The sequence below is a fragment of the Enterobacter sp. CGMCC 5087 genome (assembly GCF_003144775.1).
GTDB lineage: Bacteria > Pseudomonadota > Gammaproteobacteria > Enterobacterales > Enterobacteriaceae > Enterobacter > Enterobacter cloacae_M.
Window position 1 is genome coordinate 14,426 of sequence record NZ_QFXN01000069.1, and the last position, 14,876, is coordinate 29,301.

The following is a 14,876-nucleotide window of genomic DNA, read 5'->3' on the forward strand; positions in this document are numbered from 1 at the left end:
TACGACATGGCAGTAACTTTTTCGGACGTATGCGCCGTGGTGCCGGCCGCAGGTTTTGGCCGGCGCATGCAGACAGAATGTCCCAAGCAGTACCTCTCTATTGGCGATAAAACGATCCTCGAGCACGCCGTGGCGGCGCTGCTGGCGCACCCGCGGGTGACGCGTGTGATCATCGCTATCAGCCCTGGCGATGCGCGCTTCGCGCAGCTGCCGCTGGCAAATCATCCACACATTACCGTCGTTGACGGTGGCGCCGAGCGCGCCGATTCCGTTCTGGCGGGCCTTCAGGCCGCCGGAAACGCGTCGTGGGTGCTGGTACATGACGCGGCGCGTCCTTGCCTGCATCAGGACGATCTTGCGCGCCTGCTGGCGCTGAGCGAAACAAGCAAGGTTGGCGGGATTCTGGCCGCACCGGTGCGCGACACCATGAAGCGCGCCGAGCCGGGCAAACAGGCTATCGCCCACACCGTCGATCGCGTCGATTTATGGCACGCGCTGACGCCACAATTTTTCCCCCGCGAATTACTCCACGACTGCCTAACGCGAGCGCTTAAAGAAGGTGCGACCATCACGGACGAAGCCTCTGCGCTGGAGTATTGCGGTTTCCACCCTGAGCTTGTTGAAGGACGCGCTGATAATATAAAAGTGACGCGTCCGGAAGATTTACAGCTCGCGGAATTTTATCTTACCCGTTCGACCCATCAGGAGAAGGCATAATGCGAATTGGACACGGTTTTGATGTACACGCCTTTGGCGGAGAAGGCCCAATTATCATTGGCGGCGTGCGCATTCCCTATGAAAAAGGACTGCTGGCGCATTCTGATGGCGACGTGGCACTGCATGCGCTGACCGACGCGCTGTTGGGCGCTGCCGCGCTGGGTGATATCGGCAAGCTGTTCCCGGACACCGACCCGGCATTTAAAGGGGCGGACAGCCGCGAACTGCTGCGCGAAGCGTGGCGCCGCATTCAGGCGAAAGGTTACACCCTCGGCAACGTCGACGTGACGATTATTGCCCAGGCCCCGAAAATGCTGCCGCACATTCCGCAGATGCGCGTGTTTATTGCAGAAGATCTGGGCTGCCATATGGACGACGTGAACGTCAAAGCGACGACGACCGAGAAGCTGGGCTTTACCGGGCGTGGCGAAGGGATTGCCTGTGAGGCCGTGGCGCTGCTGGTGAAGGCGAGCAAATGACGGACTTCGACAACCTGACATACCTGCACGGTAAACCGCAGGGGAACGGGGTGCTGAAAGCCAGCCCGGAAGATTTCCTCGTGGTGGAGGATCTGGGCTTTGAGCCGGATGGCGAAGGCGAACATATCCTGGTGCGTATTCTGAAAAATGGCTGCAATACCCGCTTTGTGGCCGACGCGCTGGCAAAATTCCTCAAAATTCATGCCCGCGAAGTGAGCTTTGCCGGACAGAAAGATAAACACGCCGTCACGGAACAGTGGCTCTGCGCGCGCGTTCCCGGCAATACGATGCCTGATTTAAGCAAATTTGAGCTTGAAGGCTGTAAGGTACTGGAATTCGCCCGCCACAAGCGCAAACTGCGTCTGGGGGCGTTGAAGGGGAACGACTTTACGCTGGTGCTGCGTGAAGTGTCCCACCGCGAAGATGTTGAAAAACGTCTGAACGCTATCAGTGAACGCGGCGTACCGAACTACTTTGGCGCGCAGCGCTTTGGCATTGGCGGCAGCAACCTGCAGGGCGCGCTGCGCTGGGCGCAAAGCGATGCGCCGGTGCGCGACAGGAATAAACGCAGTTTTTGGTTGTCGGCGGCCCGCAGCGCGTTGTTTAATCAGATTGTGAGCGAAAGGCTGAAAAAACCGGACGCGAATCAAGTTGTTGTTGGCGATGCGCTACAATTAGCGGGACGCGGAAGCTGGTTTGTGGCAACGGCCGAAGAAATGGCCGATGTGCAGTCGCGCGTGGACGCAAAAGCGCTGATGATTACCGCCGCGTTGCCGGGTACGGGCGACTGGGGAACACAGGGCGACGCGCTGGCCGCCGAGCAGTCAGCCGTAGCGGATGCGCCAGAATTACAATCCTTGCTTGTGCGGGAAAAAGTCGAGGCGGCACGCCGCGCGATGCTGCTCTATCCGCAGCAGTTAAGCTGGAACTGGTGGGATGACGTAACCGTCGAGTTACGCTTCTGGCTACCGGCAGGTAGCTTTGCCACCAGTGTTGTCAGGGAACTTATCAACACCTCGGGTGATTATGCGAATATTGCTGAGTAACGATGACGGGATCCACGCGCCAGGCATTCAGACCCTGGCGAAACACCTCCGTGAATTTGCGGACGTGCAGGTCGTGGCGCCCGATCGTAACCGCAGTGGAGCGTCTAACTCTCTGACGCTGGAGTCGTCGCTTCGCACCTTTACCTTTGAAAATGGCGATATTGCCGTACAGATGGGCACGCCAACCGACTGTGTTTTTCTGGGCGTGAACGCGCTGATGCGGCCGCGTCCGGATATCGTTGTTTCCGGCATTAACGCCGGTCCTAATCTCGGTGATGACGTGATTTACTCCGGCACAGTGGCGGCCGCAATGGAAGGGCGCCATCTGGGATTCCCGGCGCTGGCGGTCTCGCTGAACGGCCATACGCACTACGATACCGCCGCCGCGGTGACCTGTTCGATCCTGCGGGCGCTCGGCCGCGAGCCGTTGCGTACCGGGCGCATCCTCAACATCAACGTGCCGGATCTTCCCCTCGACGAAATTAAAGGCATTCGCGTCACCCGTTGCGGGAGTCGACACCCTGCCGATCGGGTCATCCCGCAGCAGGATCCTCGCGGCAACACGCTTTACTGGATTGGCCCTCCCGGCGATAAGTGCGATGCGGGTCCGGATACCGACTTTGCCGCCGTGGATGAAGGCTATGTTTCGGTTACCCCGCTGCACGTAGATTTAACCGCGTATAGCGCGCATGATGTGGTGTCGGGCTGGCTGGATCGCGCAGGAGTGAACGCGCAATGGTAAACAAACGTGTACAAACTCTTCTGGAACAACTCCGCGCGCAGGGGATCCGCGACGAGCACGTGCTTGAAGCGCTTGCTCAGGTTCCACGTGAGAAATTTGTAGACGAGGCGTTTGAACACAAAGCGTGGGAAAACGTGGCGCTGCCCATCGGACAGGGCCAGACGATTTCGCAGCCTTATATGGTGGCGCGCATGACGGAGCTGCTGGAGCTGACGCCCGAATCACGCGTGCTGGAGATTGGCACCGGGTCGGGGTATCAAACCGCGATCCTGGCGCATCTGGTTCATCATGTATGCTCCGTTGAGCGGATTAAAGGTTTACAGTGGCAGGCGCGTCGTCGCCTGAAACAACTTGATTTACATAATGTTTCGACACGACACGGTGATGGATGGCAGGGTTGGAAGGCGCGCGCGCCGTTTGACGCGATCATCGTGACGGCGGCCCCGCCTGAAATTCCTGCAGCCCTGTTGTCGCAGCTGGATGAGGGGGGCATTCTTGTTCTGCCCGTTGGGGACGAGCAGCAGCTTTTGAAGCGCGTTCGTCGGCGCGGCGGCGAGTTTATTATCGACACCGTGGAAGCCGTGCGCTTTGTGCCTCTGGTAAAGGGGGAGTTGGCCTGAGACTCGGAATTATCCAGGGTTATTAAGGCAAATTCAGCGTATGGTGTGGCGCGAAAGATTCGTGTCATCACGGTAAATTTTAAGTCACTGGTAGTTAACACATTCCTGGGGGATAAATGAGCGCGGGAAGCCCTAAATTCACCATCAGCCGTGTTGCGGCATTATCACTGGTTTCGCTCTGGCTGGCAGGCTGTACAAGTTCTAACAACGCGCCTGCGCCCGTCAGTTCTGTCGGCGGAAACAGCGGCTCGGGTAACACGTCCAGCGGAATGTTGATCACTCCTCCGCCTAAAATGGGTACCTCTACGGCGCAACAAAATCCGCCAATCCAGCCGGTTCAGCGTCCAATGACGCAGCCGACACAGATTCAGCCAGTGGAACAGCCTGTTCAGACCCAGAATGGCCGCATAGTCTATAACCGTCAGTATGGGAACATTCCGAAAGGCAGCTATACCGGTGGCAGCACTTATACAGTGAAACGCGGCGATACGCTGTTCTACATTGCGTGGATCACCGGGAACGATTTCCGTGACCTCGCGCAGCGCAATAACGTCCAGGCCCCGTATGGTCTGGAAGTGGGGCAAACGCTCCAGGTTGGCAACGCGACGGGCACGCCGCTTACGCCTGGCAACACCGTTTCAGCGGCCGATGTGACGGCTCAAAATAACAGCGTTAAGCCTGCACAAAAATCCACCACGGTGGTTGCTTCACAACCTGTAATTACGTATTCTGAGGATTCAGGTGATCAGACTGCTAACAAAATGTTGCCGAATAATAAAGGGACTGCGACTGTTGTCACAGCACCGGTGACGGCACCTGTGGTTAGCTCTACTGAACCGACTGCCAGCAGTATGACTTCCAGTTCGCCAATCTCTGCATGGCGCTGGCCAACTGACGGCAAGGTTATCGAGAACTTCTCTTCCTCCGAGGGGGGAAATAAAGGGATCGATATCGCAGGGAGTAAAGGACAGGCTATCATCGCGACCGCTGACGGACGCGTTGTGTATGCCGGTAACGCTCTGCGCGGTTACGGTAATCTTATTATCATCAAACATAACGATGATTACCTGAGTGCCTACGCCCATAACGACACAATGCTGGTCCGGGAACAACAAGAAGTTAAGGCGGGGCAAAAAATCGCTACTATGGGTAGCACCGGAACCAGTTCTACACGCTTGCATTTTGAAATTCGTTACAAGGGGAAATCCGTAAACCCGCTGCAGTATTTGCCGCAGCGATAATTTGACGGGGCATGCCAGCCAGGGTGTCTCGTTCAGGGATCACGGGTAGGAGCCACCTTATGAGTCAGAATACGCTGAAAGTTCATGATTTAAATGAAGACGCGGAATTTGATGAGAACGGAGTAGAGGCTTTTGACGAAAAAGCCTTAGTAGAAGAGGAACCCAGTGATAACGATTTGGCTGAAGAAGAGCTGTTATCGCAGGGTGCCACACAGCGTGTACTGGACGCGACTCAGCTTTACCTTGGGGAGATTGGTTACTCCCCACTGCTAACGGCCGAAGAAGAAGTCTATTTCGCACGTCGTGCTTTGCGTGGTGATGTAGCCTCGCGTCGTCGCATGATTGAAAGTAACCTGCGACTGGTCGTGAAAATTGCCCGCCGTTACGGCAATCGTGGTCTGGCTCTGCTGGATCTGATTGAAGAGGGCAACTTAGGTCTCATCCGCGCAGTTGAGAAGTTTGACCCGGAACGCGGGTTCCGTTTCTCAACCTACGCGACCTGGTGGATTCGTCAGACCATCGAACGGGCTATTATGAACCAGACCCGTACGATCCGCCTGCCGATTCACATCGTCAAAGAGTTGAACGTTTATCTGCGTACCGCACGCGAGTTGTCCCATAAACTGGACCACGAGCCAAGCGCAGAAGAGATTGCCGAGCAACTCGATAAACCGGTTGATGACGTTAGCCGTATGCTGCGTCTCAACGAGCGCATTACCTCCGTTGACACCCCGCTGGGTGGCGACTCCGAAAAAGCGCTGCTGGACATCCTGGCCGATGAAAAAGACAACGGTCCGGAAGACACCACGCAGGACGATGACATGAAGCAGAGCATCGTCAAATGGCTGTTCGAGCTGAACGCCAAACAGCGTGAAGTGCTGGCACGTCGTTTCGGTTTACTGGGGTATGAAGCTGCGACACTGGAAGATGTCGGCCGTGAAATTGGCCTGACCCGTGAACGTGTTCGTCAGATTCAGGTTGAAGGTCTGCGACGCCTGCGTGAAATCCTGCAGGGGCAAGGTCTGAATATCGAAGCGCTGTTCCGCGAATAAGCAACCTTTCGTCAAAAAATGGCCCGTCGTGAGACGGGCCTTTTTCTTTTGTGTTACGGCTGTGCCGCCGTCTCGTGCAGCAGACGCCACGTTATTTTGTCGCCTTCCTGATTGAGCACCGCGGTTGACCAGCGCACGTTAACGGGCAGATCTGGCCGGGTTTGCGTCTCGCGGTAGTGAAGCACCGCGCCACGATCCCAGCGCTGGATCGTGGATAATTCGTCAATGACGATTTTCAGTCCTGGACGGCTTCCGCGCTGATTTTCCAGAAAACTGGCAAGACCGATATAGTCGATCTGAACGCCGCCCGGTGGGATCATCATAAAATCCGGGCTGAAGCGGGCGAGCAGGGCGTCGGAATCACCTTCACCTTTTCCTAACCAGCCTTCAAGCGCAATGTGGAGGTCGATAATGTCGTGTTCGAAAGGCGTCATGAATTCTCCTGTCGCAGCTGGGTGAGCACCTGCGTATTGTTAAGACGAAAAATGTACGGTACAGGCAGCAGGGTCATGCCTGCGGCAAAAATAAACATCCCGTGCCAGGCGGCGAGCGGTGGCAGCCAGGCCTGCGCCAGGTTCAGCGCCTGCGCCAGCAGCAGGGCTCCGGCAAAAAAGCTCAGCTGACGATTAAGATTCCACAGCGCGCTGGCATCCGGCATCTCTTCCCGGCGCGTCGTCAGAAAAGCGCTGCTCTGAGCCGTACTGCTGCACAGGCTTCCCCCAGCGCCCATTAAGGTAAACGCAACGGCAGGCAGCAGCGTAGCCGAACTGACGTTAATCAAAAGCAGGATACCCGTCGCCTGCAGCAGGCAGCCGATGACGATCAGCGGTCGGGGGCCGATACGGTTAAAATAGCGTCCCGTTGCCGTGATGGCGATAAACGATGCCACGGACCACGGCAGCATGAGCATCCCCGTTGCGGCTGGGCTCATGTTCGCCACATGCTGAAGATAAAACATGCCCGTGACGTTCACCCCAATAAATACGCCGGGAACGCATAAATAAACAAGCATCGAAAAACGCAAAAGCGGGTCCGCGAGCAACGACAGGTTTAGCAGTCTGGCCGCTTTCATCGCGGGCATCTCGTGTTTAAGCCACAGGCAGGCCAAAACAAAGGTCACGACAGCGACCGGTAGCGTGGCGAAAAATATCCATCGCCAGCTTAGCGTCTGCACCAGCAGGCCTCCGATAGCAGGGGAGCAGGCCGGGGCAAGCAGCGCGACCAGCATCACCGCCGAGGAGAGTCGGGCACGCTCGTGAGGCTTAAACTGTTGCCAGGTCAGCGCCTGTCCGACGGGGATCAGTAAGCCCCCTCCCACGCCCTGGAGTACTCGCCAGGCGATCAGGCTTTCAAGCGTTGCAGACAGGCCCGCCGCTGCGGAGGCTGCGCTGAACAGAAAAAGCGAGAGCAGGATGACGCGCTTAGGCCCGATGCGGCGCGTGAGCACGCTGCTGAACGGGATCACCAGCGTCAGGCCGGCTATGTACCCGTTGCTGACCCAGGCGAGGGCTGAAGGCGTGGTGTTAAAGGCTTGGGCCATTGCCGGGAAGGCGACGCTGGCAATAAACATATTGATTAAATCAAGAAAAAAGCCCAGCAGATAAACAACGGCGACTTTGCTGCGATACGTCATGGTGGATCCTCCGGTGAGGTGGCGTATCGTATCGATCCGGGAAGCACGGATAAACCTGACAAAGCGCGATATACTGTCAAAAATATTTTGACAGTAAAGGGCGTGATGATGATTAACCTGCAGCGGGCTCAGATGTTTGTCGCGGTGGCCGACACGGGCAGTTTCACTGCCGCAGCCGAGGCAATGGGGCTGACAAAAGCCGTGGTCAGCTTCAATATTCGCCAGCTAGAAGATGAGCTGGGCGTTACGTTGCTGCTGCGCTCCACCCGCCGTCTGACGTTAACCGAGGCGGGCGCGCTATTTCATCAGCGCAGCGTGGCGCTTCTGAAGGATGCGGAACGGCTGCAGGATGATGTCCGCGCGAATCATGCGGGGCTCACTGGCGAACTGCGGATCACGACTACGCCCGAGTATGGCTCACAGGTGGTGGTGCCGCTGCTGGCCAGGTTTAGCCAGCAGCACCCGGATCTTCGCGTGCGGCACGTTTCGTCGTCCCTGCATGCCGACCTTATCTCGGAGCGCTTTGACGTAGCCATCCGTCTGGGAACGCTTGCCGATTCGCGCAACCACGCCGCGCTGATTTCGCACTTCTCTATTCTCCCCGTTGCGACGCCCGGGTGGCAGGTTAACCATCCGATCGAAACGCTTGCGCAGCTGGCCCACGCGGACTGGATTATTCACGAGCGTCTGGCCTCGCCGCTGCGCTGGCAGGTGAAGGATGCCAGCGGTGCGCCTGAAACGCTGGAGATAAAAAAAGCGCCGCGCCTGTTTGCCGACAGCGCTCAGGCCCTTATGGCCTTTGCACTTGCTGGCGGAGGTGTGGCGTTACTGCCGGAATGGCTGGCGCGCGATGCGCTTGATGCGGGAAAACTGGTCCCGGTTTTACCGGGATATACCTTTGCGCAGCAGGGCATATATGCGGTTTATCCCGATGCCCGGCACGTGTCGGCGAAGGTGCGCACCTTTATCGATTTTATGCGCGCCAGCGTGAATTAATCGTGCATCATCTTTTTGATGAGCGCGGAGAACTGCTCCCGCTCGGCCTTGTTAAGACGTCCTAAAAACGCCTCATCCACCTCGTTGCCAACCGGTTTACAGCCAGCAAGCAGGGCTTCACCTTCTGGCGTCAGGAAGACAAACCGGCGGCGCTTATCGGCCGGATCGTGCTCGCGTTTGACCAGACCGCGCGCCTCCATGCGGCTGAGCATCTCCGCCAGGGTCGCTTTCGTGCTGACCGCCACTTCGGTCAACGCCACCTGTTCAATACCCGGATGCTCGGCAATAGAGCGCATCACCGCATACTGTGGCTTGGTCAGTTCCGGTAAGGCATGTTGCCACTGCGCGGTATGCTGTTGAAAAAGCTGACGTAACAGGTGGAACGCCTCTTGTCTTAGTTCCATGAACACTCCGACGGAAAAAATCTCTCCCCTATGATAGCCGCTATTGCTCTCAATTTTAACGCGGCATCCTTTAGCCATTCGTGTGATCGTGTGCGAACGATCTTGTCAGGAAAACGATCCTGGAGTAGCTTATTTATAATGTTCGTGTACGAACAAAATATTGAGGTGATGAATGAGATTGATAGTAGGAATGACGGGGGCAACGGGCGCACCGCTGGGCGTGGCGCTGCTGCAGGCGCTGCGGGAAATGCCGGAGGTGGAGACGCATCTGGTGATGTCTAAGTGGGCAAAAACCACCATTGAGCTGGAAACTCCTTACACCGCGCAGGACGTTGCTGCTTTGGCTGACGTTGTCCACAGTCCGGCTGACCAGGCCGCCACCATCTCCTCCGGCTCGTTTCGCACCGACGGCATGATCGTCATTCCCTGCAGCATGAAAACGCTGGCGGGTATCCGCGCGGGCTACGCCGAAGGGTTGGTGGGACGCGCGGCGGACGTGGTGCTGAAAGAGGGGCGCAAGCTGGTATTGGTTCCTCGTGAAACGCCGCTCAGCACCATTCATCTTGAGAATATGCTTGCCCTTTCCCGCATGGGCGTGGCGATGGTGCCGCCCATGCCTGCCTATTACAACCACCCGCAAACCGCCGATGACATTACCCAGCACATCGTGACCCGCGTGCTCGACCAGTTCGGTCTGGAGCATAAAAAGGCGCGCCGCTGGAACGGGCTGCGGGAGGCGAAACATTTTGCACAGGAGAATAAAGATGGCATTTGATGATTTGAGAAGCTTCCTGCAGGCGCTCGATGAGCAAGGGCAACTGCTGAAAATTGAGGAAGAGGTTAACGCCGAGCCCGATCTGGCGGCGGCAGCCAACGCGACCGGCCGCATTGGCGACGGCGCGCCCGCGCTGTGGTTCGACAACATTCGTGGCTTTACCGATGCCCGCGTGGTGATGAACACCATCGGCTCCTGGCAGAACCACGCCATTTCGATGGGGCTGCCTGCGAACACCCCGGTAAAAAAACAGATCGACGAATTTATCCGCCGCTGGGATAAATTTCCCGTTACACCGGAGCGCCGCGCCAACCCGGCCTGGGCGCAGAATACGGTGGACGGTGAAGACATTAACCTGTTCGATATTCTGCCGCTGTTCCGGCTGAACGACGGCGACGGGGGTTTCTATCTCGATAAAGCGTGCGTCGTCTCGCGCGATCCGCTTGACCCGGATAACTTCGGCAAGCAGAACGTCGGCATCTACCGCATGGAAGTGAAGGGCAAGCGCAAGCTCGGCCTGCAGCCGGTACCGATGCACGATATCGCTCTGCATCTGCACAAAGCCGAAGAGCGCGGCGAAGACCTGCCGATTGCCATTACCCTCGGCAACGATCCGATCATTACCCTGATGGGCGCGACGCCGCTGAAATACGATCAGTCCGAGTATGAAATGGCCGGCGCGCTGCGTGAAAGCCCATATCCGATTGCCACCGCGCCGCTGACCGGCTTCGACGTGCCGTGGGGTTCTGAAGTGATCCTGGAAGGGGTGATTGAAGGCCGCAAGCGTGAAATCGAGGGGCCGTTCGGCGAGTTTACCGGACACTATTCCGGTGGTCGTAACATGACGGTTGTCCGTATCGACAAAGTCTCTTACCGCACCAAACCGATTTTTGAGTCGCTCTACCTCGGCATGCCCTGGACCGAGATTGACTACCTGATGGGGCCGGCTACCTGCGTCCCGCTCTACCAGCAGCTCAAAGCGGAATTCCCGGAAGTGCAGGCGGTGAATGCGATGTATACCCACGGTCTGCTGGCGATTATCTCCACCAAAAAACGCTACGGCGGTTTTGCCCGCGCGGTCGGTTTACGCGCCATGACCACGCCGCACGGCCTCGGCTACGTGAAGATGGTAATTATGGTGGATGAGGATGTCGATCCGTTCAACCTTCCGCAGGTGATGTGGGCGCTGTCGTCGAAAGTGAACCCGGCAGGCGATCTGGTGCAACTGCCGAACATGTCGGTCCTTGAACTCGATCCCGGTTCCAGCCCGGCGGGCATTACCGACAAACTGATTATCGATGCCACCACGCCTGTCGCGCCGGACACCCGGGGCCACTACAGCCAGCCGGTACAGGATCTGCCTGAAACCAAAGCCTGGGCTGAAAAACTGACCGCGATGCTGGCAGCACGTCAATAAGGAGGAAAAGATGATTTGTCCACGTTGTGCCGATGAGCATATTGAAGTGATGGCGACGTCGCCGGTAAAAGGGGTCTGGACCGTTTATCAGTGCCAGCATTGTTTGTATACCTGGCGCGATACCGAACCGCTGCGCCGCACCAGCCGCGAGCACTATCCGGAAGCGTTCCGCATGACGCAGAAGGATATTGATGAGGCGCCGCAGGTGCCGACAATCCCGCCGCTGCTGTAAAAAAAAAGCCCGGTGACGCTGCGCTTACCGGGCCTACGGTTTTGTAGGTCGGGTAAGACGAAGCCGCCACCCGACAAAACAGACCGCAGAAAACTAAACCAGACTCTTCAACCTGTAAATCCACTCCAGCGCCTGACGCGGCGTCAGTGAATCCGGGTCGAGGTTCTCCAGCGCTTCCACCGCAGGCGACGTCTCTTCCGCAGGCATCAGCAGCGACATCTGGGTGCCATCAATCTGCGTCGCCGCCGCATTCGGTGACAGGCTTTCCAGTTCACGCAGTTTCTGACGCGCGCGCTTGATCACGTCCTTCGGTACGCCTGCCAGCGCCGCGACGGCCAGGCCATAGCTCTTGCTCGCCGAGCCATCCTGCACCGTGTGCATGAAGGCAATGGTATCGCCGTGCTCCAGCGCATCCAGATGAACGTTCGCAACCCCTTCCATTTTCTCCGGCAGCTGCGTTAGTTCGAAATAATGGGTGGCAAAAAGCGTCATGGCCTTGATTTTATTCGCAAGGCTTTCCGCACAGGCCCATGCCAGCGACAGACCATCATAGGTTGACGTTCCGCGTCCGACCTCGTCCATCAGCACCAGGCTGTGCTCCGTCGCGTTATGCAGAATGTTTGCCGTTTCGGTCATCTCGACCATGAAGGTTGAGCGTCCGCTCGCCAGATCGTCCGCTGCCCCAACGCGGGTAAAGATGCGGTCGATGGGGCCAATCTCCACGTTTTGCGCCGGGACGTAGCTGCCGATATACGCGAGCAGCGCAATCAGCGCCGTCTGACGCATATAGGTACTCTTACCGCCCATGTTCGGACCGGTAATGATCAACATTCTTCTCTGCGGTGACAGGCTCAGCGGGTTGGCGATGAACGGTTCGTTCAGCACCTGCTCTACCACAGGGTGACGGCCTTCGGTAATGCGAATGCCGCGCTTATCGGTAAAGGTCGGGCAGGTGTAGTTAAGCGTTTCAGCGCGTTCTGCCAGATTGACCAGCACGTCCAGCTCCGCCAGCGCGCTGGCGCTCTGCTGCAGGTCGCCCAGGTGAGGCATCAGCATGTCAAACAGCTCGTCATAAAGCTGTTTTTCCAGCGCCAGCGCCTTGCCTTTCGAGGTGAGGACTTTGTCTTCGTACTCTTTCAGTTCAGGAATGATGTAGCGTTCGGCGTTTTTCAACGTCTGGCGACGCACGTAGTGAATCGGCGCCAGGTGGCTCTGCCCGCGGCTAATCTGAATGTAGTAACCGTGTACCGCGTTATACCCCACTTTCAGGGTGTCGAGCCCAAGACGTTCGCGCTCGCGGATTTCCAGCTTGTCGAGATAGTCCGTCGCACCGTCGGCCAGCGCGCGCCATTCGTCCAGCTCTTCGTTGTAGCCTGGGGCAATCACGCCGCCATCACGCACCAGAACCGGAGGCGCATCGATAATGGCGCGCTCCAGCAGTTCGCGAAGCTCGGTAAATTCGCCCATGGTTTCGCGCAGTTTCTGTACTGGCGCGCTGTCAACGTCACTCAGCTGCGCGCGCAGTTCCGGCAGCTGCTGGAAAGCATGGCGCATCCGCGCGAGGTCGCGTGGTCGCGCTGTTCGTAGTGCCAGACGCGCAAGGATACGCTCCAGATCGCCTACCTGACGCAGGACCGGCTGCAGCTCGGTATAACGATCCTGCAGCGCGGCAATCGTCTGCTGACGGCAAACCAGCGTCTCGGTATTGCGGATCGGCATATGCAGCCAGCGTTTCAGCATGCGGCTGCCCATTGGCGTAACCGTACTGTCGAGGACCGACGCGAGCGTATTTTCTACGCCACCCGCCAGGTTCTGCGTGATCTCCAGGTTACGGCGCGTGGCGGCATCCATGATGATGCTGTCCTGCTGGCGCTCCATGGTGATAGATCGGATATGCGGCAGGGCGGTGCGCTGGGTATCTTTCACGTACTGCAGGAGGCAACCTGCCGCACACAGCCCGCGCGGTGCGTTTTCAACGCCAAAGCCAATCAGATCGCGGGTGCCAAACTGCAGATTCAGCTGCTGGCGCGCGGTATCAATTTCGAATTCCCACAGCGGACGACGGCGCAACCCGCGACGACCTTCAATCAGCGCCATTTCAGCGAAATCTTCGGCATAGAGCAATTCTGCAGGGTTGGTGCGCTGCAGTTCGGCAGCCATCGTTTCACGGTCAGCCGGTTCACTCAGACGAAAACGTCCGGAGCTGATATCCAGCGTCGCGTAGCCAAACCCTTTACCGTCCTGCCACAGCGCTGCCAGCAGGTTATCCTGGCGCTCCTGTAACAGGGCTTCATCACTGATGGTGCCAGGCGTGACGATGCGCACGACTTTGCGTTCCACCGGGCCTTTTGAGGTCGCCGGATCGCCGATCTGTTCGCAGATGGCAACGGACTCGCCCTGATTCACCAGCTTCGCCAGGTAGTTTTCTACCGCGTGGTGCGGGATACCTGCCATAGGAATGGGTTCGCCTGCCGATGCGCCACGTTTGGTCAGCGAGATGTCGAGCAGCTGCGATGCACGCTTAGCATCGTCATAAAACAGCTCGTAAAAATCGCCCATACGGTAAAACAGCAGGATTTCCGGATGCTGTGCTTTCAGCTTCAGATACTGCTGCATCATCGGCGTATGTGCGTCGAAATTGTCGATTGTGCTCATGGAGTTATGATGTCCATTTCTTTGAAAATAAACCGTTTTGATGGGCTCAATGGCCGTTTGTTCCTTCTATTGTCGCATGAAAAAAAGGTCCGGCGCAGAAAAATGTCGTGGCTTTACGAGGCATCTTCCGCCATTAATTCGATGACAATTTTTCCATGCTCCACGCCCACCCTGACTCGGGAATGGGTCGTAAATCCCGCTTTTTCAAGCCAGTCACCTTTTAAGCTCAGCGCCGCATGCACGCTGTAGCGCTTCGGTATCTTGGTATTGCGGTCTTCATGGCGCTTTCTAAAATATCCCACTTTTAAATGGCGGTAGGGTTTGTTGATAGCAAGTTCTTGCATAGGGTCTCCCGACAACACGGATAAAAGTCATTACTGATGCCTGTATAAAATACCAGTGATTGTCGGGCGGTGCAGGGCTAAAACTGGAATCAGGCTTCAGAAAACCGCATGCAAAAACTGAAATTCTGCATTGAAAGGTGTATTATTTTTGCACTTTATTGTTCGGTAAGTCGCTATGTCCGGTAAACGAATTTCACGCGAAAAAGAGACCATCGCGAAAATGATCGCGCTGTATCAGAAGCAGTGTCCTCAGGCCTCTGCGGAAGAGGGGCACTATCAGGCGCTAAATGCCTATGCCGATAAGCGCCTGGATAAATGCGTTTTCGGGGAGGAAAAGCCTGCCTGTAAACAGTGTCCGGTCCACTGCTACCAGCCTGCCAAACGCGAAGAGATGAAGCAAATTATGCGCTGGGCAGGCCCGCGAATGCTCTGGCGTCACCCGATTCTGACCGTCCGTCATCTGATGGATGATCGTCGTCCCGTACCGGAACTGCCGGAAAAGTATCGTCCGAAAAAGTGACCG

17 protein-coding genes are annotated in these 14,876 nt (G+C 57.1%); 12 read left to right on the forward strand and 5 right to left on the reverse strand.

What is annotated here, in order from left to right; all coding sequences use genetic code 11:
- The first annotated feature begins 6 nt into the window (after window positions 1-6).
- The 7 genes from ispD to rpoS all read left to right on the forward strand — a co-directional run bounded on the left by ispD (window position 7) and on the right by rpoS (window position 5,897).
- Window positions 7-717, forward strand: a complete 711-nt coding sequence (gene ispD, locus DEO48_RS06305) for a 2-C-methyl-D-erythritol 4-phosphate cytidylyltransferase (RefSeq protein ID WP_109844663.1) — start codon at window positions 7-9, stop codon at window positions 715-717.
- Window positions 717-1,196, forward strand: coding sequence for a 2-C-methyl-D-erythritol 2,4-cyclodiphosphate synthase (gene ispF / locus DEO48_RS06310; RefSeq protein ID WP_008499607.1), 480 nt, complete (start codon window positions 717-719; stop codon window positions 1,194-1,196). Before ispD ends, ispF begins: the two co-directional genes overlap by 1 nt.
- Window positions 1,193-2,242, forward strand: a complete 1,050-nt coding sequence (truD, locus tag DEO48_RS06315) for a tRNA pseudouridine(13) synthase TruD (protein WP_023308991.1) — start codon at window positions 1,193-1,195, stop codon at window positions 2,240-2,242. The genes ispF and truD overlap by 4 nt, the downstream gene beginning before the upstream one ends.
- A complete protein-coding gene (gene surE / locus DEO48_RS06320; protein WP_109844664.1) occupies window positions 2,223-2,984 on the forward strand; it encodes a 5'/3'-nucleotidase SurE in 762 nt (253 codons plus the stop codon). Before truD ends, surE begins: the two co-directional genes overlap by 20 nt.
- Window positions 2,978-3,604 (forward strand): protein-L-isoaspartate(D-aspartate) O-methyltransferase, encoded by a 627-nt coding sequence (locus tag DEO48_RS06325; protein ID WP_023308989.1) that lies wholly within the window; start codon window positions 2,978-2,980, stop codon window positions 3,602-3,604. The genes surE and DEO48_RS06325 overlap by 7 nt, the downstream gene beginning before the upstream one ends.
- Window positions 3,605-3,720: 116 nt before the next feature.
- Window positions 3,721-4,845: a murein hydrolase activator NlpD gene (nlpD, locus tag DEO48_RS06330; RefSeq protein WP_029741538.1), complete on the forward strand. Its 1,125-nt coding sequence runs from the start codon at window positions 3,721-3,723 to the stop codon at window positions 4,843-4,845.
- Between the two features lie 59 nt (window positions 4,846-4,904).
- A complete protein-coding gene (gene rpoS, locus DEO48_RS06335; RefSeq protein ID WP_008499600.1) occupies window positions 4,905-5,897 on the forward strand; it encodes an RNA polymerase sigma factor RpoS in 993 nt (330 codons plus the stop codon).
- Between the two features lie 53 nt (window positions 5,898-5,950).
- Here rpoS and DEO48_RS06340 read toward each other — a convergent pair whose 3' ends face one another.
- Both DEO48_RS06340 and DEO48_RS06345 read right to left on the reverse strand, forming a co-directional pair.
- Complete coding sequence (locus tag DEO48_RS06340) at window positions 5,951-6,331, reverse strand: DUF4440 domain-containing protein (protein ID WP_109844665.1); 381 nt, start codon at window positions 6,329-6,331, stop codon at window positions 5,951-5,953.
- The gene (locus DEO48_RS06345) at window positions 6,328-7,530 is read right to left on the reverse strand and encodes an MFS transporter (protein WP_109844666.1); all 1,203 of its coding nucleotides are present in this window, start codon (window positions 7,528-7,530) and stop codon (window positions 6,328-6,330) included. The genes DEO48_RS06340 and DEO48_RS06345 overlap by 4 nt, the downstream gene beginning before the upstream one ends.
- A 108-nt stretch (window positions 7,531-7,638) precedes the next feature.
- Here DEO48_RS06345 and DEO48_RS06350 point away from each other — a divergent pair, with 108 nt between their 5' ends.
- Window positions 7,639-8,526: a LysR family transcriptional regulator gene (locus tag DEO48_RS06350; protein ID WP_109844682.1), complete on the forward strand. Its 888-nt coding sequence runs from the start codon at window positions 7,639-7,641 to the stop codon at window positions 8,524-8,526.
- On the opposite strand, the gene DEO48_RS06355 is transcribed toward DEO48_RS06350, so the two are convergent.
- Window positions 8,523-8,930, reverse strand: coding sequence for a MarR family winged helix-turn-helix transcriptional regulator (locus DEO48_RS06355; RefSeq protein ID WP_023308984.1), 408 nt, complete (start codon window positions 8,928-8,930; stop codon window positions 8,523-8,525). The two genes, DEO48_RS06350 and DEO48_RS06355, sit on opposite strands and share 4 nt — an antisense overlap.
- Window positions 8,931-9,102: 172 nt before the next feature.
- Here DEO48_RS06355 and DEO48_RS06360 point away from each other — a divergent pair, with 172 nt between their 5' ends.
- The 3 genes from DEO48_RS06360 to DEO48_RS06370 are packed head-to-tail and all read left to right on the forward strand — an operon-like array spanning window position 9,103 to window position 11,354.
- A complete protein-coding gene (locus tag DEO48_RS06360) occupies window positions 9,103-9,705 on the forward strand; it encodes a non-oxidative hydroxyarylic acid decarboxylases subunit B (protein WP_023308983.1) in 603 nt (200 codons plus the stop codon).
- Window positions 9,695-11,122 (forward strand): non-oxidative hydroxyarylic acid decarboxylases subunit C, encoded by a 1,428-nt coding sequence (locus tag DEO48_RS06365; RefSeq protein ID WP_047348031.1) that lies wholly within the window; start codon window positions 9,695-9,697, stop codon window positions 11,120-11,122. Before DEO48_RS06360 ends, DEO48_RS06365 begins: the two co-directional genes overlap by 11 nt.
- 10 nt (window positions 11,123-11,132) lie before the next feature.
- Window positions 11,133-11,354, forward strand: coding sequence for a non-oxidative hydroxyarylic acid decarboxylases subunit D (locus tag DEO48_RS06370; RefSeq protein WP_003862116.1), 222 nt, complete (start codon window positions 11,133-11,135; stop codon window positions 11,352-11,354).
- Between the two features lie 93 nt (window positions 11,355-11,447).
- Here the strand turns inward: DEO48_RS06370 and mutS are convergent, their stop codons facing one another.
- Window positions 11,448-14,009: a DNA mismatch repair protein MutS gene (gene mutS, locus DEO48_RS06375; protein ID WP_109844667.1), complete on the reverse strand. Its 2,562-nt coding sequence runs from the start codon at window positions 14,007-14,009 to the stop codon at window positions 11,448-11,450.
- Window positions 14,010-14,122: 113 nt separating this feature from the next.
- Window positions 14,123-14,353 (reverse strand): SymE family type I addiction module toxin, encoded by a 231-nt coding sequence (locus tag DEO48_RS06380; RefSeq protein ID WP_109844668.1) that lies wholly within the window; start codon window positions 14,351-14,353, stop codon window positions 14,123-14,125.
- Between the two features lie 175 nt (window positions 14,354-14,528).
- Here DEO48_RS06380 and DEO48_RS06385 point away from each other — a divergent pair, with 175 nt between their 5' ends.
- Window positions 14,529-14,873 carry a nitrous oxide-stimulated promoter family protein gene (locus DEO48_RS06385; protein ID WP_045418265.1) on the forward strand — a complete coding sequence of 115 codons (345 nt, stop codon included), beginning with the start codon at window positions 14,529-14,531 and terminating at the stop codon, window positions 14,871-14,873.
- The last annotated feature ends 3 nt before the right edge of the window (window positions 14,874-14,876 follow it).